The following is a 19,982-nucleotide window of genomic DNA, read 5'->3' as shown; positions in this document are numbered from 1 at the left end:
ATTGCGGGCGCGACGCCGTCACGCCCTTACCGCTGCGGCGGCACCGGAGGCGGCGCCGTCGGGCCGGCCGGCGGCACTGAGCCGCCGCGCCGTGCTGCGGCCGTAGCGGACGCCGCACTCTCGCCGAAGGTAGCGCGGGCGATCTCGCCGATGCCGGCCAGCGAGCCCAGCACACTCGAGGTCTCGATCGGCAGCATCAGGACCTTCTGGTTCGGCGATTCCGCGAGTTGGCCGAACGCCTTGATATACTTGTCGGCGATGAAATAGTTCAGCGCGGCGACGTCGCCCTTGGCGATCGATTCCGACACCATCTGGGTAGCCTTGGCCTCGGCCTCGGCAAGCCGTTCGCGCGCCTCGGCGTCGCGGAAGGCGGCCTCGCGGCGGCCCTCGGCCTGCAGGATCTGACCCTGCTTGGCGCCCTCGGCGCGCAGGATTTCGGATTGCCGCTGGCCCTCGGCCTGCAAAATGTCGGCGCGCTTGACGCGCTCGGCCTTCATCTGCCGGCCCATCGCCTCGACGAGGTCGGCCGGCGGCACGATGTCCTTGATCTCGATGCGGTTGACCTTGACGCCCCAGGGCGACACCGCGGCGTCGACCACGCGCAGCAGCCGCTCGTTGATCTCGTCGCGATGCGACAGCACCTGATCGAGATCCATCGAGCCCATCACCGAGCGGATATTGGTCATGGTCAGGACGGTGATCGCCTGGTTGAGATTGGCGACCTCGTAGCTTGCCTTGGCGGCATCGAACACCTGGTAGAACGCGACACCGTCCACCGTCACGGTAGCGTTGTCCTTGGTGATCACCTCCTGCTCGGGGATGTCGATCACCTGCTCCATCATGTTGATCTTGCGCCCGATGCGATCGAAATAGGGCACGATCAAATTGAGGCCGGGCGACAGCGTGCGGGTGTATTTGCCGAACCGCTCGATGGTCCAGTCAAAACCCTGCGGAACGGTCTTGATCCCGGCGAACAGCGTAACGATGACGAGAAGAACAAACGCGATCGCGAAAACGTCGAAGCCAGTCATAAAGTCCTCCAGGGCCGGCGAGACCGTCGCCAGTCACGGTCGTGCATTGGTCGGCAGGACCGCTCCGCCGGTTCAGCCGGCTGTTGTTCTCCCTAGCACATAGGAAGCTGCTGTCGGATGACCAGATGCCAACGAATGCCCGTGCCCGGTGTCACGGATCGTTAACAATCAAATCCAGCCTTGTTAAATCCAGCCTTGTTAGATCCAGCCTTGCAGCTCGCGCAGCACGAGCTGGCGGATCACGTCCATGCCGCCGTCGCTGTCGTTGAGGCAGGGGATCGCCGCGAATTGCTCGCCGCCATTGTGCCGGAAGATCTCGGCATTCTCCTGCGCGATCTCCTCCAGCGTCTCCAGGCAATCGGCGGAGAAGCCGGGCGTGACCACGGCAATGCGCCGCACGCCGTCCTTGGCGAGTTTCTCGACGGTCTTGTCGGTATAGGGCTGCAGCCACTCGGCCTTGCCGAAGCGCGACTGGAAGGTGAGGATCAGCCGGTTGGCATCGAGCCCGAGCCGCTTGCGCAGCGCATTGGTCGTGGCGATGCATTGCGCCTGATACGGATCGCCCTTGTCGACATACTCCTTCGGCATGCCGTGGAACGACGCGACGATGATCTCGGGGTGGAACGGCAATGTCGCGAGGTGCGCATTGATCGAGACCGCAAGCGCCTCGATGTAGTCGGGATCGTCGTAGTAAGGCGGCGTCACCCGCAGGATCGGCTGTGCGCGCATGCCGGCCAGCACGCGAAACGCCTCATCGCAGACCGTCGCCGACGTCGCGGCGGAATATTGCGGATAGAGCGGCACCACCAGCAGCCGGCCGCAGCCCTGCGCCGCCAGCGCCTCGATGCGCTGCTTGATCGAGGGGTTGCCGTAGCGCATCGCCCAGTCGACCACGACGTGGTCGTGATCGGCGATCGCCTCCGCCAGCTTGTCGGCCTGCGAGCGCGTGATGGTCTTCAGCGGCGACTCGTTCTTCTCGGTGTTCCAGATCTTCAGATAGTCGCGCGCCTTGCGGGCCGGACGGACCCGCAGGATGATGCCGTTGAGGATCAGCTTCCAGAGCAGGCCCTGATCCTCGATCACCCGCGGATCGGACAGAAATTCCTTGAGATAGACCCGCACGCCGGCGGCATCCGCCGTATCGGGCGTGCCGAGATTGACCAGCAGCACGCCGACGCGTTCCGGCTTCGGCGCCGCGGCAGACTTCGCGCTCTCGAAGGGGATCACCGTGCTCATGATGGCCTTGCGCTTGATATCCTTCGCCTGGGAGCTTTGGGCTTCGCGCGTTGCTCCAACCTTGTCAAGCCGAGTGCGGGTTGGCTACGTTCCCCTGCGGAATAAGGGGGAACCATGACGATCGCCGAATGGTGCGTCTTCGGGACGCTGATGCTCTCGCTGCTGACGATCGTGTCGGTGAAGTGGACCGGCTTCCGCAGCTTCGACAATGCCAGGCCGCGCGATCCCGACTTCTACGACGACCCGATCCGCTCGCGGGCGCTCGGCGCGCACCAGAACGGCATCGAGGCCTTCCCGTTCTTCGCCTTCGCCGTGCTGCTCGCCGAATTCCGCGTCGGCCCGCTGCGGCTGATCGACGAGCTCGCCGTGCTGTTCCTGATCGTGCGGATCGCCTACGTCTTCACCTATATCGGCAACCGCCCGACGCTGCGCTCGATCCTCTGGAGCATCGGATTTGCGATCAACATCGCGATCTTCCTGCTGCCGGCGATCAGGGGCTATCTGACGAGTTGAGCCTGTTTCTTCTCCCTCTCCCCGTTCTTACGGGGAGAGGGCTGGGGTGAGGGGCCGTCTCCGCAAATTCGATGGAAGCGAGCGTGCGGAGACTCCCCCTCACCCGAAATTCGCGCACGCGAATTTCGACCTCTCCCCGCAAGCGGGGCGAGGTGACTTCAAAGGCACGTCGCGCGCTCGGCCGCGATGTAGCCGAACAGCAGCCCGAGCCCGAACAGCAGCACAAGGCCCGCGGCGGCGAACTCCAGGCCGCGCATGATGACCATGCCGCCGCCGTCGCGCGCCGCGCTCAGCCGCTCCGCCACGCCGCGCGCCGACACCGCGACCAGCGCGATCGCCGCCACCGTGATGGCGGTGCCGAGCCCCATCACGAAGGTCGCGGCAATGCCGGCCCAGAACAGGCCCTGCGCCAGCGCGAACACCAGCACCAGGATCGCGCCCGAGCAGGGCCGGATCCCGACCGTGAGGATCGCGCCGAGCCCCCGCCGCCAGCCGCCAGGACCGGCGAGCTCGGCCGGCGTCGGCCCGTGCGAATGGCCGCAATGCTCGTCATGGACGTGCTGCGCGTCATGCCCGTGATCGTGACCGTGATCATGATGATGCCCGTGATCGTCATGCGCGTGACGGTGACGGTGATCATGGCCGTCATGGTGATCGTGATCATGGTGGTCGTGATCGTGCTGATGCGCGCCGGCCATCGCCAGCGTCGGGCGCGGCATCTGCAGCGCACGGAAGAAGCCGCCGCCCTTGACCCACACCAGCCGGGCGCCGAATGCCGCGATCAGCGCGTAGCTTGCGATCTCGATCGCCTTCTCCGCCCCGCACATGGTCTTCGCGGTCGCGTTGAGCAGCCAGGCACAGATGCCCACGATCAGAACGGCGACCACCGACTGCATCAGCGCCGAGGCGAACGACAGCACGATGCCGCGCCGCGCGGTCTCGCGATTGGCGACCATGTAGGATGAGATCACCGCCTTGCCGTGGCCGGGGCCGGCGGCATGGAAAATCCCGTAGGCAAAGGAGATCACAAGCAGGGTCCAGACCGCCGAACCGTCGGATTTCGCGGCGCGGATGGTCTGGGAGATCTCGCGGTAAAACTCCGACTGTTTCGCCAATAGCCAACCGACCAACCCGCCCTGCGGCTCCGCCGCGCGCGGCGCGCCGAACGGATTCTGTGCCAGCAGCGCATGAACGGCGCCATCGAGCAGCGCAAACGCCGTCAGTACGGCCGCGGCCACGGCGAGGCCGCGCGTCATGCGCGAGACGATCGGCGTCATGGGCACTCCACCGAGACCTTGTTGGCGAACATCATGCCGAAATTGCCGTTGCCGCCGTCGAGAAAGGTCTGCTCGCCGAGCTTCTGCGCGGCGGCGGTGCCGTCGCTATTCGGCCGCTCGAACTGCATCTTGCAGTTCGCCGCGGCGCCGACCAGCTTGACCGGCTCCTTCTCGGCATACTGGAAGTCGATGAAATAGGTCGGGTCGAACACTTCGAGCGAGAGCTGCCTGGCCTTGAACGGCGTCTTCACCGGCAAGGTGAAGTGCAGCGTCAGCGCCGAATCCTTGTATTCGAGGAAATAGTCGACCGGCTCGGTGAACTTCTGCTTCTTGCCGTCGCCCTTGGCGAAGGTGAAGTAGGCGTATTCCTTCAGCGATTCGACATTGGTCTGCGCCAGCGGCGCCAGCTCCTCGCGGCTGTAGGCGCCCTTCACCTTGGTCTCGATGCCCTGCAGCGCGTAGGTCGAGAACATGTCGTCAAACGTCCAGGCGTGCCGGACCCCCGTGATGGTGCCGTCGGGCGCGTAGATCAGCTCGCTCCTGGCGACGATCCAGACATGCGGATGAGCCTCGGCGGCCGCCGTGCCGAGCACGACGGACACCGCGACCACGAGCCAGCCGATCAGCCGGTTCAACGACGGCCGCACCTCAGGCCGCCTCAGGCGTCTCGAGCAGGCCGCGACGGCGCAGCAGCGCGTCCGGCTCGGGCTCGCGGCCACGGAAGGCGACATAGGCCTCCTCCGGATCGCGCGAGCCGCCCGACGAATAGATGTCGTCATGCAGCCGCTTGGAGGTCGCGGGATCGAAGATGTCGCCGGCCTCCTCGAAGGCGCCGAAGGCGTCAGCATCCATCACCTCCGACCACATGTAGCTGTAGTAGCCGGAGGCATAGTGGTCGCCGGAGAAGATGTGGCCGAACTGCGTCGGCCGGTGCCGCAGCGAGATTTCGGCGGGCATGCCGATCTTCTCCAGCTCCTTCTGTTCGAAGGCGCGGACATCCCAGCTCGCCGCTGCCGGCTGGGTGTGGAATTCGAGGTCGATCAGCGCAGAGGAGACGAACTCCACGGTGGCAAAGCCCTGGTTGAACTTGCGCGCGGCAAGGAAGCGCTTGAGCAGGTCGTCCGGCAGTGCCTCCCCGGTCTCGTAGTGGCGGGCGAAGCGCTGCAGCACCTCGGGCCGCTCCTGCCAGTGCTCATAGAGCTGCGAGGGCAGCTCGACGAAGTCGGTGAACACGCTGGTTCCGGACAGTGACGGATAGGTCACGTTGGACAGCATGCCGTGCAGGCCATGGCCGAACTCGTGGAACAGGGTCCGCGCGTCGTCGGGCGACAGCAGCGACGGCGCGCCAGCGGCGCCCTTGGCGAAGTTGCAGACATTGATGACCAGCGGCGCGACGTCGCCGTCGAGCTTCTGCTGGTCGCGCAGCGAGGTCATCCAGGCGCCGGAGCGCTTCGAGGGTCGCGCGAAGTAGTCGCCGTAGAACAGCGCCTTGTGCTGGCCGTCGCGGCCCCTGACCTCCCAGACCCGGACGTCCGGATGCCAGACCGGGATATCCTTGCGCTCCTCGAAGGTGACGCCGAACAGGCGGGTGGCGCAGTCGAACGCGGCCTCGATCATGTGGTCGAGCACCAGATAGGGCTTGATCGCGGAATCGTCGAAATTGGCGCGGCGCTGGCGCAGCTTCTCAGCGTAATAGCGCCAGTCCCAGGACGCCAGGGTGAAATTGCCGCCCTCCTCCGCGATCAGCGCCTGCAGCGCGTCGCGGTCGGCGAGCGCCCGGGCCCGCGCCGGCTTCCAGACCCGCTCCAGGAGGCCACGCACGGCCTCCGGCGTCTTGGCCATGGAATCCTCGAGGCGGTAGGCGGCGTAGGTCGGGAAGCCCAGGATCTTGGCGGTCTCCTCGCGCAGCCTGAGGATCTCCACGATGGTCGCGTTGTTGTCGTTGGCGTTGCCATTGTCGCCGCGCGCCGTGAAGGCCTTGTAGACCTTCTCGCGCAGGTCGCGCCGCGACGAGCTCTGCAGGAACGGCTCGACCGAGGAGCGCGACAGCGTCACGATCGCCTTGCCCGGCATGCCGCGCTCTTCCGCCGCAGCCTTGGCGGCCGCCACAAATGTGTCGGAAAGGCCGGCGCGGTCGGCCTCGCCGAGCTCCATGAACCACTCCTGCTCGTCGCCGAGCAGATGATGGCTGAATGAGGTGCCGAGATGGGCGAGGCGCTCGTTAATCTCGGCCATGCGGGCCTTTGCCGCATCGTCGAGGCCGGCGCCGGAGCGGCGGAAGCGGGTGTAGGTGCGTTCCAGCAGCCGCATCTGCTCGCCGGTCAGGCCGAGGGAGGCGCGCTTCTCGTGCAGCATGGCGATGCGGCCAAACAGCACAGCGTTCATCATGATCGGATTCCAGTGCCGCGCCATCCGGGGCGACACCTCCTTGTCGATCTCCAGGATCGCCGGGCTCGAATGCGCCGAGACCAGGTCGTAGAACACCGCCGAGACCTTCGACAGCAGCTTGCCGGAGCGCTCCAGCGCGGTGATGGTGTTGTCGAAGTCGGGCAGCGCCGGATCATGGGTGATCGCAGTCACTTCCGCGGAATGATCGGCGAAAGCCTGCTCGAAAGCGGGGAGGAAATGCTCCGGCTTGATCTCGGCGAACGGCGGCGTCTCGAGCGGCGTCCGCCATGCCTTCAGGAGGGGGTTGGCAAGAGCCTGAGCCTTGGCGTCTGCGCTGGTTTCTGACATCGAATGTCCCGTTTTTCGCCTTGAAAATGCTGCCCGATCTATATCACGCGATACGGCATTTTTGGGCCTTTTGCGCTTGATAGATGGGCACTTTTCGGAGAGATTGCGCCCCCTGAACAGGACCTATTTCATGACCATGCAGCCCTCCAACTCAGGCAACCGCACCATCGCCTGGCCAAGCGTCATCACCGTGATCTCGGCGGCGATCCTGATCGGCGCGGAAGTGTTCGGCGCGGCGTTCGCCGGCGGCTGGGCGCTCGCGATTCTGCTCGGGCTCGACGACGTCGCCGCGCACATCCTGCAGGCGGTGCTGTTCGGCATCGGCGTGCTGATCATGATCGCCTTCATCCGCGCAGCGCAGCGCGTCGAGCCGTTCACGCGTCGCGCGTGAGCTTGAGCGATTCAAGAAAGCGCTGCGGCACAGGGCTAAAACGCACACACGCTTCGTTAGTGATTCTTAACAGCCGTTCATCTTCAGCGCATCCGACGCGTGCTGCGCGCGACATCGCAAGCACGCGTTAGGGAAATTTGCCGCTATCGCAAAAAAATTCTTGCGCCACGAAGTCAAAAGACTTATTTCCTGCCTTGCCCAATTTCGCACGTGCCTGTGGTCGTGTGTCAGTCGGTAGGTATCCGGACAAGAGGCCGGACAGCCGCCAAGGGGTGGAAGAACCGAGGGTCGCTTACGTCCATCAGGACACGAGGCGGCCAGCATCTCTCTCCAGGGATGCCGTTGAAGGTCTCACCACTCTTTGCAACCGTGACTGGCAGCCGGAGGCGAACCGGCGCACCCCGCTCTCAACGGGGGACGCGACTTAAAGCAACGACGGATCGGGCTTTTTTGGTCTCTACCGGCGGTCCAACGCCGGCCCGGGCTACTGAAAAGGCTTGTCCTTCATTGCCAGGTGATCGGGCGGGAAACTCTCCCAACCAATCCACGGCAGCACAGTCTGGTTTGAGTCTCTTGGCCTCAACGCGCCTCCATCGCGCGATGTGGCCGAAGCGCTCTTACCCGACGTCACGTTGATGCGGATCCCGTCGCTGGGGCCGTTGGAGAGTGCCATGACTGAACGTATCCAGGAATTCCTGCGCCACCGCCGCCAGGATGGACTCGACACCGAGCCGTGCCTCGTCGTCGACCTCGAAGTCGTGCGCGACAATTACCAGACCTTCGCCAAGGTGCTGCCGGACAGCCGCGTGTTCTATGCGGTGAAAGCCAACCCGGCGCCCGAAGTGCTGTCGCTGCTGGCCTCGCTCGGCTCCTGCTTCGACACCGCGACGGTTGCGGAAATCGAGATGGCGCTGGCCGCCGGTGCGACGCCGGACCGCATCTCCTATGGCAACACGATCAAGAAGGAGCGCGACATCGCGCGTGCCTTCGCGCTCGGCATTCGCCTGTTCGCGGTCGATTGCGCCGCCGAGGTCGAGAAGATCGCCCGCGCCGCCCCCGGCGCCAAGGTGTTCTGCCGCATCCTCTATGACTGCGCCGGCGCCGAGTGGCCGCTGTCGCGCAAGTTCGGCTGCGACCCGGAGATGGCGGTCGACGTGCTCGACCTCGCCAAGCGCCTGGGCCTGGAGCCGTGCGGCATCTCGTTCCATGTCGGCTCGCAGCAGCGCAAGGTGAAGGCGTGGGACCGCGCGCTCGCGATGGCGTCGACCGTGTTCCGTGACTGCGCCGAGCGCGGGATCAACCTCACCATGGTCAACATGGGCGGCGGCTTTCCGACCAAGTACCTCAAGGACGTTCCTCCGGTCCTGCAATATGGCCGGTCGATCTTCCGCGCGCTGCGCAAGCATTTCGGCAACCAGATTCCGGAGACGATCATCGAGCCGGGCCGCGGCATGGTCGGCAATGCTGGAATCATCGAGACCGAAGTCGTTCTGATCTCGAAGAAGAGCGACGAGGACGAGGTGCGCTGGGTCTATCTCGACATCGGCAAGTTCGGCGGTCTCGCCGAGACGATGGACGAGTCGATCCGCTACGCCATCCGCACCCCGCATGACGGGGCGGACATGACGCCGTGCGTGCTCGCGGGCCCGACCTGCGACAGCGCCGACGTGCTGTACGAGAAGCTGCCGTATCCGCTCCCGGTGACGCTCGAGATCGGCGACAAGCTGCTGATCGAAGGCACCGGCGCCTATACGTCGACCTACTCGTCGGTGGCGTTCAACGGCATTCCGCCGCTGAAGACCTACCACATCTGACCCGCCTCGTTTTCGAGGCCCGATAAACCGGGAGCCGGCCCCGCCGGCTCCTCCCCGATCATTTTCGATTTTCCTGAACGACGCTTGCCGCGGCGTACGACATGCCGTTGCAAGCGGGGACTGACGTGCCATGACTGCAAAACGGAACACCCCCGTTGCCCTCATCCGAGATGCCGCCCCGTTCGCGATCCGTGCGGAGCGTGGCTCGGACGTCGTCGCACGCGAAGCGCTGCTGGATGCCTGCTTTGGCTGTAATCGCCATACGCGCACCTGCCAGCGCCTGCGCGACGGACGCGCGCCCGCCGAAGGCCTGAGCCTTGCGGCCGTGCGCCAGGACGGCCGGCTGGTTGGAACCGTGCGGTTGTGGCACGTCAGCGCGGGGGGCCGCAGCGCGCTGATGCTGGGGCCGCTGGCAGTCGATGACGACTGCCGCGGCCTCGGCGTCGGCGCCGCGCTGATGCGGCGTGCGCTGGCGGTGGCCAAGGCGCGCGGCCACGGCGCCGTGATCCTGCTTGGCGATGCGCCCTACTACGCCCGCTTCGGCTTCACCGCGGCCAAAACCGGCGAGTTGTCGCTGCCGGGCACATTCGAGCGCGAGCGGCTGCTCGGCGTCGAGCTTGTCGCGGGCGCGCTGGATGGCGCCTGGGGCATGATCACGCCGACCGGCGCGCCGCTGCCCGAGGCCAAGGCATCGCGGACGCGATCCCGGACCCGGAAGGCACCGCTCGCCGTGCCGCACGCGGCGTAAGGCGGGCCGCCATGTCGGAGCACCTTCCCATCACCGATGGCGCGCGCCCGCGTTGGCGCGGCCTCGTCACCACGGTCATGCTGATCCTGATCTCGGTGATGATCGTCAGGGATATCCTGGGCCGGCGCTGGACCGGCACGCCGCCATCGCCGCCGGACGCCACGCAGCAGTCCCGCTAACGCCGCCCGCGCCAGGCCTGAACCAAGGGGTTGCGCGGGCGCCAAAAATGCCCGTAAACCCCGCGCAAAGCCATTTTCAGTCGAGGTCCAATATGTCCCGCCGCCTGATTTCCACCGGCTCGCCCTTTGAGAAGACCGCCGGCTACAGCCGTGCCGTGATCGATGGCGACTTCGCCTTCGTCGCGGGAACCACCGGCTATGACTACGCCACGATGACCATGCCATCAGATGTCACGAGCCAGTCACGGAACTGCTTCAAGACCATCGAGGCCGCCCTCAAGGAGGGAGGCTTTGCGATGGCCGACATCGTCCGCGCGACCTACTACCTCACCGACGCCCGTGACGTGGATGCCCATTTCGCGGTCTGCGGCGAGGTCCTCGGCGACATCCGCCCGGCCGCAACGATGCTGATCGTCGCGGGGCTCTACAAGCCCGAGATGAAGGTCGAGATCGAAGTCACCGCGAAGCGTCGCAACCCCTGATCCACCCTATCCGCCGCTAGGCACTCTCCTGGAGAAAATGATGAGCCCCGCCTCGCAGATCTACGCGAAGATCACAGGTCCCATTGTTATGATCGGCTTCGGCTCGATCGGCAAAGGCACGCTGCCTTTGATCGAGCGGCATCTCGATTACGACAAGTTGCGCGTCACCGTGATCGACCCCAAGGACGAGGGCCGCAAGGCGCATTGCGAGAAGCACAACGTCAAATTCATCCAGAAGGCCGTGACCAAGGACAATTATCGCGACCTGCTGAGCCCGCTGCTCACTGAAGGCGGCGGCCAGGGCTTTTGCGTCAATCTGTCGGTCGATACCGGCTCGACCGACATCATGGAGCTGTGCAACGAACTCGGCGCTCTCTACATCGACACCGTCAACGAGCCCTGGCTCGGCTTCTATTTCGATTCCTCGAAGGGCCCGGAAGCGCGCTCCAACTACGCCCTTCGCGAAGTGACGCTGGCCGCCAAGAAGGCGCGCCCCGCGGGCTCGACGACGGCCGTCTCCTGCTGTGGCGCCAATCCCGGCATGGTCTCATTCTTCGTCAAGCAGGCGCTGCTCAATGTCGCCGCCGATCTGAAGCTCAATGCCCCGAAGCCGAAGACCAAGGCCGAATGGGCGGACTTGATGCGGCAGGCCGGCGTGAAGGGCATCCACATCGCCGAACGCGACACCCAGCGCTCCAAGTCGCCGAAAGAGCCTGACGTCTTCGTCAACACCTGGTCGGTGGAAGGTTTCCTGTCGGAAGGCGTGCAGCCGTCCGAACTCGGCTGGGGCACCCATGAGAAATGGATGCCCGAGAATGCGCATACCCACGAAGCCGGCTGCGGCGCCGCCATCTATCTGATGCAGCCCGGCGCCAACACGCGCGTACGCACCTGGTGCCCGACCCGCGGCGCGCAGTATGGCTTCCTCGTCACCCACAACGAGTCGATCTCGATCGCCGATTACTTCACGGTGCGTGACGCATCGGGCACGGCGATCTATCGGCCGACCTGCCACTATGCCTATCACCCGGCCGACGACGCCGTGCTGTCGCTGCATGAAATGTTCGGCCGCGCAGCGAAGATGCAGGAAAAGCATCACATCCTCGACGAGAACGAGATCGTCGACGGCATCGACGAGCTCGGCGTGCTGCTGTTCGGCCATGACAACAATGCCTACTGGTACGGCTCGCAGCTCTCCATCGAGGAGACCCGCAAGCTCGCGCCCTATCAGAACGCCACCGGCCTGCAAGTGACCTCCGCCGTGCTCGGCGGCATGGTGTGGGCGCTGGAAAACCCGAACGAAGGCATCGTCGAGGCCGACGAGATGGACTTCGATCGTCTGCTGGAAATCCAGCTACCCTATCTCGGCCCCGTGAAGGGTTTCTACACCGACTGGACCCCGCTGACGGATCGTCCGGGACTGTTTCCGGAAGATATCGACACCAGCGATCCCTGGCAGTTCAAGAATATTCTGGTGCGCTGACAGGGTCATCCCGGGATGCGCGCTTAGGCGCGCAGACCCGGGATCTCGAAATCGTGGCGCGAGATTCGCAGGTGCGCGAGTGCGCACCATGGTCCATCGCCGACGCGATGCCCCGGAATGACTTCGTCATCTCGCCATGTAGTCGAACGCGACCGAGCCAAGGCCGAGGGTCAGGTCTGCCTTGAAATGCAGCGCCGAGACCACCTCGCGCACCGGCAGGCGGGCGACATCGCATAGCGCGTGCGGAAACAGGCCGAGCGCGGCGGGGCCGGTCCAGGCCTCCTTCAGCGTGATGTCTTCCAGATGAAACCGCACCAGCTCGCAGATCCGCGGGCTGCCGTCGACATGCGGGATGATCTTCAGAATGAAGTTCGGCGCCGTCATCGACTTCAAGACGGTGTCGTGGTCGACCTTGCGATGCTTGTAGCCCATGGTGGCGGAGGCGCAGAGCACCGAGCCGTAATGCAGCGAGCCGACCAGCACGTCGCTCTCGACCTCGATCCTGGGCTTTGCCAGCTTCTTCGGAAATCCCCACAGCTCGCGGCCGCCGGCGATCGGGCCTTCATCGTCGAGATACATCGCGTGGGTGTAGGCGCCCTCCTCGCCCCTGAAGCGAACCGGGATCACCTGCCCGGTCTCGGTGTAGTCGCCGAAACCGGTCGAGTCCGGCATGCGGATGAACTCGTACTTCACCACCGGCTCGGCGACCTCGAGCGGCTCCGGCACCACGGCGGCGAGCGCTTCCGGGTCGGTCTTGTAGGTGATGATGAAATATTCGCGGTCGAAGAACCGGTAGGGCCCCGGCGGAAACGACGGGTTGGTGAGCGGCATCGAATAGGCGGTGCGCCGGACGTCCTCGATCTTCATGGCAGGCCCCATCTGTCGTTGGCGAGACGACAGATTATGGAGTGTGCCGGTGGCGGAGGCGAGACCGTATAATCGGCAGCGTCCGTCAAATCCGCGTCACAATGCGGGCCGCGGCGCGCTTACTTTTTCTCGATCGGCGGCGCGGTCTTCTCCGCGGGCGCGGGCGGCAGCACCGGCTTGGCGCCGGCCTTCCGTGCCTCATCGTCGGGACGCGCCGGCTGCGGCGCCGGCGTGGTCGGCCGCTCGCCGCCCGGCTTCGACTCGGCCGGCGGCGCCGTCTGCTGCGGCTCCGGCGTCGGCGTCGGTTGCAGCGGCTGGGTCGCCTGCGCGATCTCCTGCGGCGGAGCGGCATAGATCGCGTGCAGCGAAAGCACCGCGATCGCAACGCCCGCTGCCACCAGCGTCGAGGCGATCAGCATGTCGATTCGCAACCTGGTCCGATCCACAGCCATCTCGTTCACCTGCGCCTTGTCCACGGGGTCAACGATCCCGCCACGGCATGGTTCCGAAGCGGTGCCTGCGGGAACCTCGGCTCAATCCGTGGTGCTGACTTCCCAGGTCGCGTGCCGCACGCCGGGCTGATGCTGCAGGTCGACCACCACGGCATTCAGCTCGTTGGGCTCGACCGCGGTCGAGACCAGCGTCGCCACGATCTCGAGGAAGTCGTCGCCGGCCTCGACCACGTCGACATCGGCAACAGGGTAGTTCGCGGCCTCCAGCTTCTCGACCAGGCGATCACGCATGTCTGGCAGCGCTTCCGGGGTAACCGCGAGCTTGAAGTAGTAGGTCGCCTCCGAGGCCTTCTCGTTCAGCGGGATGCGGTTGATGGCGTTGACCAGCGGACGCAGCAGCGTGTTGCCGGCGATCACGAACACGGTCAGCGCCGCCGCCTGCGCCACGAGGTCGGCACCGGCGCAGGAGCCGACCGCGGCCGAGGCCCACAGCGTGGCCGCGGTGTTGAGGCCGCGCACATCCATGCCCTGCTTCATGATGACGCCGGCGCCGAGGAAACCGATTCCCGACACCACATAGGCGATCACCCGCACCGCGCCGTCGGCGCCGGCCAGATGCATCGCGAGGTCGACGAAGGCGGCAGCGCCGACCGCGACCAGCACATTGGTGCGCAGACCCGCGGTGCGCTGCCGGTACTGCCGCTCAGCGCCGATCAGGGTGCCGAATACAAAGGCCGTGGTCAGGCTGACCAGCGTGTCGATGAAGTCGGCGAGCTGGAACGTGGTGAGAAATCGCATGACGCTGCGGCCCCGGCGCGAGCTTCGTCTTTTGACGCGTTTTCTTCATGCGATCCGGTACTCACTTCGCTCGAAAACGCTTCGTCTGCCGCGATCTCTTACATTTCCACGATGCCCGCGTCACCATCTTCCGTGCCGAAGGCGAGCAGCGTGCCCTTGGCATTCCATCCGAGCGCCGACACCGCCGTGCCGGCGTTCCGGCGCACCAGGATCTCGGCGCCGTCCTCGAGCCGGACCATCAGCACGGTGCCGTCGGCATAGCCGACCGCCATGATGTCGTTCTTCGGATGGCAGGCGACCACGGCGACCCGCGCCGGCATCGGCGCCAGCATCGCCGGCTCCTTGCCCATCGGGCCGTCCTTGCTGGTGAACGGCCAGACGATCACGGTATCGGCGCCCGAGGTCGCGAGCCCCTTGCCGCCGACACTCCATGACATCGAGCGCACCCGGCCAGGATAGCCGCTCATCCGCATATGCCGGTTGTCGGCGAGCCGCCAGCCATGCATCGCGGGCTCGTGCATCGCGGTGACGAGGAATTTGTTGTCCGGGCTGAACATGACGGCGAGATGCGAGCCGGCCCATTCCAGAAACTCCGGATTGGCCGCCATGTTGGGAAACCACAAGGTCACGCCGTTGTAATGCGCGATCGCAAGCCGCAGGCCCTTCGGCGCAAAAGCAAGCCCGCCGACGGTCGACGGTACCTCGAAGGTTTTCTCCTCGCCCTTGGGATTGCGCACGAACGCGGTCTTGCCCGCCGACCATGCCAGCGTGCCCTCGCTGTGCAGGGCGACGTTGTCGATCCAGCGCCGCTTGGCGTCGGTCGCAATGACAGCGGTCTCGCCCTTGGCGTCGATCGCGACCAGCTTGCCGTCGTCACCGCCGGTGACGAGCCGCTTGCCGTCGGAGGCGGCGCACAGGATGGCGCCGAAATGCGTCTGCGTCCGTGTGATCTCGCCTTCGGCGGTCGCGATCGCAACACCCTCCTCGGCGCCGACGAAGAACGCGCGGTCGCCGAGGAAATGTACCGAGCTCACCGCCGCGCCGAGCGGCAGCGGCTTGACGCGGTCGGTGATCGAAACGATGGAAGAAGGGGCCTCGCCCGGATCGAACTCTTTCATCACGTGGTGATGCACTGCTCGAAGCCGTCGCGGATCACCTGCTCGGGCAGTTCACGACCGATGAACACGACGCGGCTCTCGCGCTTCTCGCCGTCCTTCCATTTCCGCTGATGGTCGCCCTCCAGCATCATGTGGACGCCCTGGAACACGTAGCGGTCGTCATCGCCGGTGAAGGCGAGGATGCCCTTCGATCGCAGGATCTTCTGGCCCTCGGTGGCGACGAGCTGCTGCAGCCAGGGCATGAACTTGGTCGGGTCGAGCGGCTTCTCGGAACGCAGCGACAGCGATTGCATGTCCTCGTCGTGATAATGCTTCAACCCGCCATGGCCATGGTCGTGATCATGATGGTGGTGGTGATCATGGTCATGCTGATGATGATCGTGATCATGGTCGTGATCGTCGCCGGCCTCGAGGAAATCGGGCTCGATCTCCAGGATGCGGTCGAGATCGAACGCGCCGCGCTCCAGCACGTCGGTCAGCCCGACCTGGCAACGCTCGGTGCGGTGCAGCTTGGCATAGGGATTGATGCCGCGGATGCGGGCTTCGACCTCGGCGAGTTCGGGCTTTGAGACCAGGTCGGTCTTGTTCAGCACGATGACGTCGGCGAACGCGATCTGGTTCTTGGCTTCCGGCGCGTCCTTGAGGCGGTCGCTCAGCCATTTGGCATCGGCGACGGTCACGACCGCGTCGAGCCGGGCGTTCTTCTGCACGTCCTCGTCGACGAAGAAGGTCTGCGCGACCGGCGCCGGATCGGCAAGGCCGGTGGTCTCGACGATGATGGCGTCGAACTTGCCCTTGCGCTTCATCAGGCCGTCCATGATGCGGACGAGGTCGCCGCGCACCGTGCAGCACACGCAGCCATTGTTCATCTCGAACACTTCCTCATCGGCGCCGATGATGAGGTCGTTGTCGATGCCGATCTCGCCGAATTCGTTGACGATGACGGCGTATTTCTTGCCGTGGTTTTCCGACAGGATGCGGTTCAACAGCGTGGTCTTGCCGGCGCCGAGATAGCCCGTCAGCACGGTCACAGGAATTTTTTGCGAAGCTTCAGCCATAACAACTCCGAAGGAACTCTTTGTTTGAACATGATCTTATCGGAAAACCGGACCCCACTTTTCCGGATCATGCTGGTCCGCGCTCAACCCAGACAGGGAGGCCCCTGCCCTACTCGGCGAGCGCGCTGGTCAGGGCCTTTATATTGTGCCTGACCATATCAATGTAAGTGGGTGCATCGCCCTTTTCGGCCGTCAGACCGTCCGAATACAGGGTGCCGCCGACCCGGGCGCCGGTCTCGGCCGCGATCCGCTCGATCAGGCGGGGATCGCTGATATTTTCGAGAAAAACTGCCGGAATTTTCGCAACCTTGATCTGGGCGATGATGGCGGCGATATCGCGCGCGCTGGGCTCGGAATCCGTGGACACGCTGAGCGGCGAGAAGAACGTGACGCCGTAGGCGTCAGCGAAATAGCCGAAGGCGCCATGGGTCGAGATCACCTTGCGCCGCGCCTCCGGCACTTTCGCCACCGCCTCATGCACCTCGCGGTCGAGCGCCTCGAGCTTGGCCAGATAGGCGTCGGCATTGGCCTTGAAGATGGCTGTCTGGTCGGGGGCCGCGGCGATCAGCCCGTCGCGAATATTGACGACGTAGATCTTCGCATTGGCCACGGATTGCCAGGCATGCGGATCGTCATGGCCGCCCATCTTCCGTGGCATGATCCCCTTGGTCGCCACCGCGACCGGTGCCTTGCTGCCCGAGGCCTGCAGCAGCCGCGGCATCCAGCCCTCGAAGCCGAGACCATTAATCACCACGAGCTTGGCGTCGGCGACCTTCTTGGCATCCGCCGGCGTCGGCGCGTAGACATGCGCGTCGCCGTCGGGCCCGACCAGCGCCGTCACGTCGACATTATTGCCGCCGACATTGCGCACCATGTCGGCGAGGATCGAGAAGCTCGCGACGACATTGATGCGTTCGGCGGCGCGCGCCGGTCCACTCGCCAGCAGCAGCGCCAGACCAATCAAACCGAACAATCGCCGCATCGTACTCACGCCTCGAGATGGCGGCCGGGAAACAGCTGCCGCACCAGGCCGCTGACATTACCGAACAGCAGCGACACAATATACAGCCCCGCCGCGACCAGGATGATCGCGGGGCCGGATGGAATCCGGGTCTGGTACGACAGCACCAGTCCGGCATAGCCCGACAGCATCGCGCTCACCACCGCGATGCAGATCATGGTGGTGATGTCGCGCGACCAGAACCGCGCAATGCCCGCGGGCAGGATCATCAGTCCGACTCCGAGCAGCGTGCCGAGCGCGTGGAAGCCGTTGACGAGGTTGACCACGACCAGCGCGAGGAAGGCGAGATGCGCCGGCGCGCCGGCCCGGCTCACGGTGCGCAAAAACACCGGATCGACGCATTCGATCACCAGCGGGCGATAGATCACCGCGAGCACCAGGAGCGTGAGGGTGGCGTTGAACGCGATCACCAGCAGCGTCTGGTCGTCCATCGCCAGGATGTTGCCGAACAGCACGTGCAGCAGGTCGATATTGGTGCCCTTGATGGACACGATGGTGACGCCGAGCGCGAGCGAGACCAGATAGAAGGTCGCAAGCGAGGCGTCCTCCTTCAATTCGGTGGTGCGGGCGACGAGGCCGGCGAGCAGCGCCACGGCAAAGCCCGCGATCAGGCCGCCGGTCGTCATCGCGAACAGGTTGAGCCCGGACAGCAGGAAGCCGATCGCCGCCCCCGGCAGTATCGCATGCGCCATGGCGTCGCCGACCAGGCTCATCCGCCGCAGCATCAGGAACACGCCGATCGGCGCACCGCCGAGCGACAGCGCGATCACCGCCGCCAGCGCGCGGCGCATGAACTCGAATTCGGTGAAGGGCGTGACCAGCGCGTCGGATAGCATCGGCGTCAGGCGGCCCGCGAGCGTGGATCGGCGGCGCAGGCCGCGGCGCTATCGTCGAACGCCTCGCACATCCGCATTGCGACCATCAGATTGTCCGCCGTCAGCGCCTCGGCGGTCGGTCCCCATTCGACCGGGCCGCGCGCCAGCAGCAGCGTCTCCGGGAAATTGTTGCGCACCATGTCGAGGTCATGCAGCGCCGCCAGCACGGTGCGCCCCTCGCCGTTCCACCGCTTCACCAGCGCCAGCAGGTCGGCGGTGGTCTTGGCGTCGATGGCGTTGAACGGCTCGTCGAGCACGATCAGCCGGGCATCCTGCAACAGCACGCGCGCGAACAGCATGCGCTGGGTCTGGCCGCCGGACAGCGTGCCGATCGGGCGGTTCTCGAATCCGTTGAGGCCGACGGCGGCGAGCGCCGCCAAAATCTTCTCGCGCGCGGCCTTGCCGATGCCGCCGAAGAAGCCGGTGGAGCGCCACAACCCGGTGCCGACGAAATCGAACACCGAGATCGGGAAGCTGCGGTCGATGTCGGCAGATTGCGGCAGATAGGCGATGTCGCGATGATCCAGCCCGTCGAGATCGATCACGCCCGAGAGCGGCTTGAGCACGCCGGCGATGCCGCGCAGCAGGGTCGACTTGCCGGCGCCGTTCGGGCCGATCACGGCGAGCAGCGCACCGGCCTCGACGGCGCCATTGAGATGATGCACCGCCGGGTGGCGGTCATAACCGAGCGTGACGTCACGGAAGGTAACAAGAGCAGCCACCGGTCTCACCTCATCGCCAGCCAGACGACAGCCCACAGGCAGGCACTGACCGCGAGCGCCGCGAGCAGTCGGCCCGGCACGGGCATGCGCAGGATCGACCAGTGCGCGGCCTGCGCCGGATGCGCGTGCGGGGCGTGGCTGTGCCCGTGGGGGGCGTGGCCGTGATGGTGGTCCTCGTGGGTGTGCGTATGCGCCATGGAACGACTGTTATATTATAACATAACGCGAGTCTACAAAGGAGGAACTCATGGCGGACCCGCAAAACCGGGGAGATTTGAGCCGCGCCGGCAGAGTGACGTCCCGGTCGACAGCTTTGCCGGAAACCTGCCTGGATGGGAACCGTTGGCTACCTGCGCCGGAGCGAAGGCAGACCCGTGCGCAGTTCTCTCCGCGTCGTCCTGGCGAAGGCCGAGACAACGGCGAATCCGTGGTGCAGATTGCGAGGCCCGCCTGCGCGCCTCAAATTCAGTGTCGTCCCGGCGCAGGCCGGGACCCATACGCCGCGGCGGGTGTTGTTGACGGGACTCGTTATTCCAACGGTGCGTAACGATCGGCATTTGTGGTTATGGGTCCCGGCTTTCGCCTGGCTTTCGCCGGGACGACACTGAGTGTGTGGAGCCGCGAGTAAGACAAACTTCTGCGCTCTCGCGATATGAATTGCCCGAGCTTTGACTTTTCAATCCGCCCTCTCTTGAACTGAGGGCGCGGGAAAGCCGGGTGTCGATCGCACCCATGGGCTCCGTGCGGGGACTTGACACGTTTTGCTGAGTTGTCCGTCGGCAAATCACCGATTGGCGTGGGGAAAATACCGGCGGAACGCCTTCGGCGACGGAGAGGCTGCCCTATGCGAAGAGGCAGCCCTATGCGACCAGCACATAGACCAGCATGGCAGCGGTGATCGCCATCCAGACGAGCGAGAGGCGGAAATACAGCAGGTCCCAATTCATGGGCGCGAGCGTACACGCCCGCGCTGACGTCAACCTTTCACCAGGTTAAGGCATCGCGGATTTAGTAACTAAGCACGCCAGCGGAATGGATCAGTGGTTGGCACGCCGAAAGACACAGCCCTGGCCCTCAATTTATGAACATGGCAATCGCCACGAGGATGACCGGGCTTAGCCCCATCAGTACGACAAACACGCTGTAAAGTAGGTTGCCCATAACGCCGCCCTACGTTGGAA

Annotated in this window: 21 protein-coding genes; 7 read left to right on the top strand and 14 right to left on the bottom strand. The window is 65.2% G+C overall.

What is annotated here, in order from left to right; all coding sequences use genetic code 11:
- Positions 1-26: 26 nt before the first annotated feature.
- Together ACVI1L_RS19520 and hemH are read right to left on the bottom strand one after the other, a co-directional pair.
- The gene (locus tag ACVI1L_RS19520) at positions 27-1,031 is read right to left on the bottom strand and encodes an SPFH domain-containing protein (protein WP_076827695.1); all 1,005 of its coding nucleotides are present in this window, start codon (positions 1,029-1,031) and stop codon (positions 27-29) included.
- A 198-nt stretch (positions 1,032-1,229) separates the two neighbouring features.
- On the bottom strand, positions 1,230-2,267 hold the full coding sequence (hemH, locus tag ACVI1L_RS19515) for a ferrochelatase (protein ID WP_057016241.1): 1,038 nt from the start codon (positions 2,265-2,267) through the stop codon (positions 1,230-1,232).
- Positions 2,268-2,381: 114 nt separating this feature from the next.
- On the opposite strand from hemH, the gene ACVI1L_RS19510 reads away from it, so the two are divergent.
- Positions 2,382-2,780, top strand: a complete 399-nt coding sequence (locus ACVI1L_RS19510) for an MAPEG family protein (RefSeq protein WP_016842609.1) — start codon at positions 2,382-2,384, stop codon at positions 2,778-2,780.
- A 158-nt stretch (positions 2,781-2,938) separates the two neighbouring features.
- On the opposite strand, the gene ACVI1L_RS19505 is transcribed toward ACVI1L_RS19510, so the two are convergent.
- From ACVI1L_RS19505 to ACVI1L_RS19495, 3 genes are read right to left on the bottom strand one after another with little or no spacing between them, the layout of a single operon-like run.
- Entirely contained in the window at positions 2,939-4,057 is a 1,119-nt protein-coding gene (locus ACVI1L_RS19505; protein ID WP_456783580.1) for a nickel/cobalt transporter, read from the bottom strand.
- Complete coding sequence (locus tag ACVI1L_RS19500) at positions 4,054-4,692, bottom strand: DUF1007 family protein (RefSeq protein ID WP_168857883.1); 639 nt, start codon at positions 4,690-4,692, stop codon at positions 4,054-4,056. The genes ACVI1L_RS19505 and ACVI1L_RS19500 overlap by 4 nt, the downstream gene beginning before the upstream one ends.
- A 13-nt stretch (positions 4,693-4,705) precedes the next feature.
- Positions 4,706-6,793, bottom strand: a complete 2,088-nt coding sequence (locus tag ACVI1L_RS19495; protein WP_456783579.1) for a M3 family metallopeptidase — start codon at positions 6,791-6,793, stop codon at positions 4,706-4,708.
- Positions 6,794-6,923: 130 nt separating this feature from the next.
- On the opposite strand from ACVI1L_RS19495, the gene ACVI1L_RS19490 reads away from it, so the two are divergent.
- The 6 genes from ACVI1L_RS19490 to ACVI1L_RS19465 all read left to right on the top strand — a co-directional run bounded on the left by ACVI1L_RS19490 (position 6,924) and on the right by ACVI1L_RS19465 (position 11,890).
- Positions 6,924-7,184, top strand: a complete 261-nt coding sequence (locus ACVI1L_RS19490; protein ID WP_168857868.1) for a hypothetical protein — start codon at positions 6,924-6,926, stop codon at positions 7,182-7,184.
- 671 nt (positions 7,185-7,855) lie between these two features.
- Positions 7,856-8,998: a type III PLP-dependent enzyme gene (locus ACVI1L_RS19485; RefSeq protein ID WP_057016239.1), complete on the top strand. Its 1,143-nt coding sequence runs from the start codon at positions 7,856-7,858 to the stop codon at positions 8,996-8,998.
- A gap of 130 nt (positions 8,999-9,128) precedes the next feature.
- On the top strand, positions 9,129-9,746 hold the full coding sequence (locus tag ACVI1L_RS19480) for a GNAT family N-acetyltransferase (RefSeq protein WP_456783578.1): 618 nt from the start codon (positions 9,129-9,131) through the stop codon (positions 9,744-9,746).
- An 11-nt stretch (positions 9,747-9,757) separates the two neighbouring features.
- The gene (locus tag ACVI1L_RS19475; RefSeq protein ID WP_456783577.1) at positions 9,758-9,925 is read left to right on the top strand and encodes a hypothetical protein; all 168 of its coding nucleotides are present in this window, start codon (positions 9,758-9,760) and stop codon (positions 9,923-9,925) included.
- A gap of 92 nt (positions 9,926-10,017) precedes the next feature.
- Entirely contained in the window at positions 10,018-10,407 is a 390-nt protein-coding gene (locus ACVI1L_RS19470; protein WP_028332860.1) for a RidA family protein, read from the top strand.
- 40 nt (positions 10,408-10,447) lie between these two features.
- On the top strand, positions 10,448-11,890 hold the full coding sequence (locus tag ACVI1L_RS19465; RefSeq protein WP_456783576.1) for a homospermidine synthase: 1,443 nt from the start codon (positions 10,448-10,450) through the stop codon (positions 11,888-11,890).
- A gap of 126 nt (positions 11,891-12,016) precedes the next feature.
- On the opposite strand, the gene ACVI1L_RS19460 is transcribed toward ACVI1L_RS19465, so the two are convergent.
- The 9 genes from ACVI1L_RS19460 to ACVI1L_RS19420 form a co-directional block, all read right to left on the bottom strand.
- Positions 12,017-12,757: an acetoacetate decarboxylase gene (locus ACVI1L_RS19460; RefSeq protein ID WP_076827705.1), complete on the bottom strand. Its 741-nt coding sequence runs from the start codon at positions 12,755-12,757 to the stop codon at positions 12,017-12,019.
- A gap of 119 nt (positions 12,758-12,876) precedes the next feature.
- Complete coding sequence (locus ACVI1L_RS19455) at positions 12,877-13,209, bottom strand: hypothetical protein (protein ID WP_168857865.1); 333 nt, start codon at positions 13,207-13,209, stop codon at positions 12,877-12,879.
- Between the two features lie 81 nt (positions 13,210-13,290).
- Positions 13,291-14,007, bottom strand: a complete 717-nt coding sequence (locus ACVI1L_RS19450; protein WP_038384367.1) for an MgtC/SapB family protein — start codon at positions 14,005-14,007, stop codon at positions 13,291-13,293.
- Positions 14,008-14,105: 98 nt separating this feature from the next.
- Entirely contained in the window at positions 14,106-15,125 is a 1,020-nt protein-coding gene (locus tag ACVI1L_RS19445) for a WD40 repeat domain-containing protein (RefSeq protein WP_076827707.1), read from the bottom strand.
- Positions 15,125-16,183 carry a CobW family GTP-binding protein gene (locus tag ACVI1L_RS19440; protein ID WP_076827709.1) on the bottom strand — a complete coding sequence of 353 codons (1,059 nt, stop codon included), beginning with the start codon at positions 16,181-16,183 and terminating at the stop codon, positions 15,125-15,127. Before ACVI1L_RS19440 ends, ACVI1L_RS19445 begins: the two co-directional genes overlap by 1 nt.
- 109 nt (positions 16,184-16,292) lie before the next feature.
- Positions 16,293-17,165, bottom strand: a complete 873-nt coding sequence (locus ACVI1L_RS19435; protein WP_076827710.1) for a metal ABC transporter substrate-binding protein — start codon at positions 17,163-17,165, stop codon at positions 16,293-16,295.
- Between the two features lie 5 nt (positions 17,166-17,170).
- Complete coding sequence (locus ACVI1L_RS19430) at positions 17,171-18,040, bottom strand: metal ABC transporter permease (protein ID WP_168857863.1); 870 nt, start codon at positions 18,038-18,040, stop codon at positions 17,171-17,173.
- 5 nt (positions 18,041-18,045) lie between these two features.
- Positions 18,046-18,801 carry a metal ABC transporter ATP-binding protein gene (locus ACVI1L_RS19425; RefSeq protein ID WP_028332852.1) on the bottom strand — a complete coding sequence of 252 codons (756 nt, stop codon included), beginning with the start codon at positions 18,799-18,801 and terminating at the stop codon, positions 18,046-18,048.
- A gap of 5 nt (positions 18,802-18,806) precedes the next feature.
- Positions 18,807-18,998, bottom strand: a complete 192-nt coding sequence (locus ACVI1L_RS19420; protein ID WP_057016232.1) for a hypothetical protein — start codon at positions 18,996-18,998, stop codon at positions 18,807-18,809.
- Positions 18,999-19,982 lie beyond the last annotated feature (984 nt).

This window comes from Bradyrhizobium sp. USDA 4516, from assembly GCF_054055915.1.
Note: the sequence above shows the minus strand (reverse complement) of the source record. Positions and strands in the feature narration are given on the sequence as shown.

What these genes read in the sequence shown, in the direction of transcription:
- ACVI1L_RS19520 (WP_076827695.1), bottom strand. Translation starts at nt 1,031, where the DNA reads ATGACTGGCTTCGACGTTTTCGCGATCGCGTTTGTTCTTCTCGTCATC.
- hemH (WP_057016241.1), bottom strand. Translation starts at nt 2,267, where the DNA reads ATGAGCACGGTGATCCCCTTCGAGAGCGCGAAGTCTGCCGCGGCGCCG.
- ACVI1L_RS19510 (WP_016842609.1), top strand. Translation starts at nt 2,382, where the DNA reads ATGACGATCGCCGAATGGTGCGTCTTCGGGACGCTGATGCTCTCGCTG.
- ACVI1L_RS19505 (WP_456783580.1), bottom strand. Translation starts at nt 4,057, where the DNA reads ATGACGCCGATCGTCTCGCGCATGACGCGCGGCCTCGCCGTGGCCGCG.
- ACVI1L_RS19495 (WP_456783579.1), bottom strand. Translation starts at nt 6,793, where the DNA reads ATGTCAGAAACCAGCGCAGACGCCAAGGCTCAGGCTCTTGCCAACCCC.
- ACVI1L_RS19490 (WP_168857868.1), top strand. Translation starts at nt 6,924, where the DNA reads ATGACCATGCAGCCCTCCAACTCAGGCAACCGCACCATCGCCTGGCCA.
- ACVI1L_RS19485 (WP_057016239.1), top strand. Translation starts at nt 7,856, where the DNA reads ATGACTGAACGTATCCAGGAATTCCTGCGCCACCGCCGCCAGGATGGA.
- ACVI1L_RS19480 (WP_456783578.1), top strand. Translation starts at nt 9,129, where the DNA reads ATGACTGCAAAACGGAACACCCCCGTTGCCCTCATCCGAGATGCCGCC.
- ACVI1L_RS19475 (WP_456783577.1), top strand. Translation starts at nt 9,758, where the DNA reads ATGTCGGAGCACCTTCCCATCACCGATGGCGCGCGCCCGCGTTGGCGC.
- ACVI1L_RS19470 (WP_028332860.1), top strand. Translation starts at nt 10,018, where the DNA reads ATGTCCCGCCGCCTGATTTCCACCGGCTCGCCCTTTGAGAAGACCGCC.
- ACVI1L_RS19465 (WP_456783576.1), top strand. Translation starts at nt 10,448, where the DNA reads ATGAGCCCCGCCTCGCAGATCTACGCGAAGATCACAGGTCCCATTGTT.
- ACVI1L_RS19460 (WP_076827705.1), bottom strand. Translation starts at nt 12,757, where the DNA reads ATGAAGATCGAGGACGTCCGGCGCACCGCCTATTCGATGCCGCTCACC.
- ACVI1L_RS19455 (WP_168857865.1), bottom strand. Translation starts at nt 13,209, where the DNA reads ATGGCTGTGGATCGGACCAGGTTGCGAATCGACATGCTGATCGCCTCG.
- ACVI1L_RS19450 (WP_038384367.1), bottom strand. Translation starts at nt 14,007, where the DNA reads ATGCGATTTCTCACCACGTTCCAGCTCGCCGACTTCATCGACACGCTG.
- ACVI1L_RS19445 (WP_076827707.1), bottom strand. Translation starts at nt 15,125, where the DNA reads ATGAAAGAGTTCGATCCGGGCGAGGCCCCTTCTTCCATCGTTTCGATC.
- ACVI1L_RS19440 (WP_076827709.1), bottom strand. Translation starts at nt 16,183, where the DNA reads ATGGCTGAAGCTTCGCAAAAAATTCCTGTGACCGTGCTGACGGGCTAT.
- ACVI1L_RS19435 (WP_076827710.1), bottom strand. Translation starts at nt 17,165, where the DNA reads ATGCGGCGATTGTTCGGTTTGATTGGTCTGGCGCTGCTGCTGGCGAGT.
- ACVI1L_RS19430 (WP_168857863.1), bottom strand. Translation starts at nt 18,040, where the DNA reads ATGCTATCCGACGCGCTGGTCACGCCCTTCACCGAATTCGAGTTCATG.
- ACVI1L_RS19420 (WP_057016232.1), bottom strand. Translation starts at nt 18,998, where the DNA reads ATGGCGCATACGCACACCCACGAGGACCACCATCACGGCCACGCCCCC.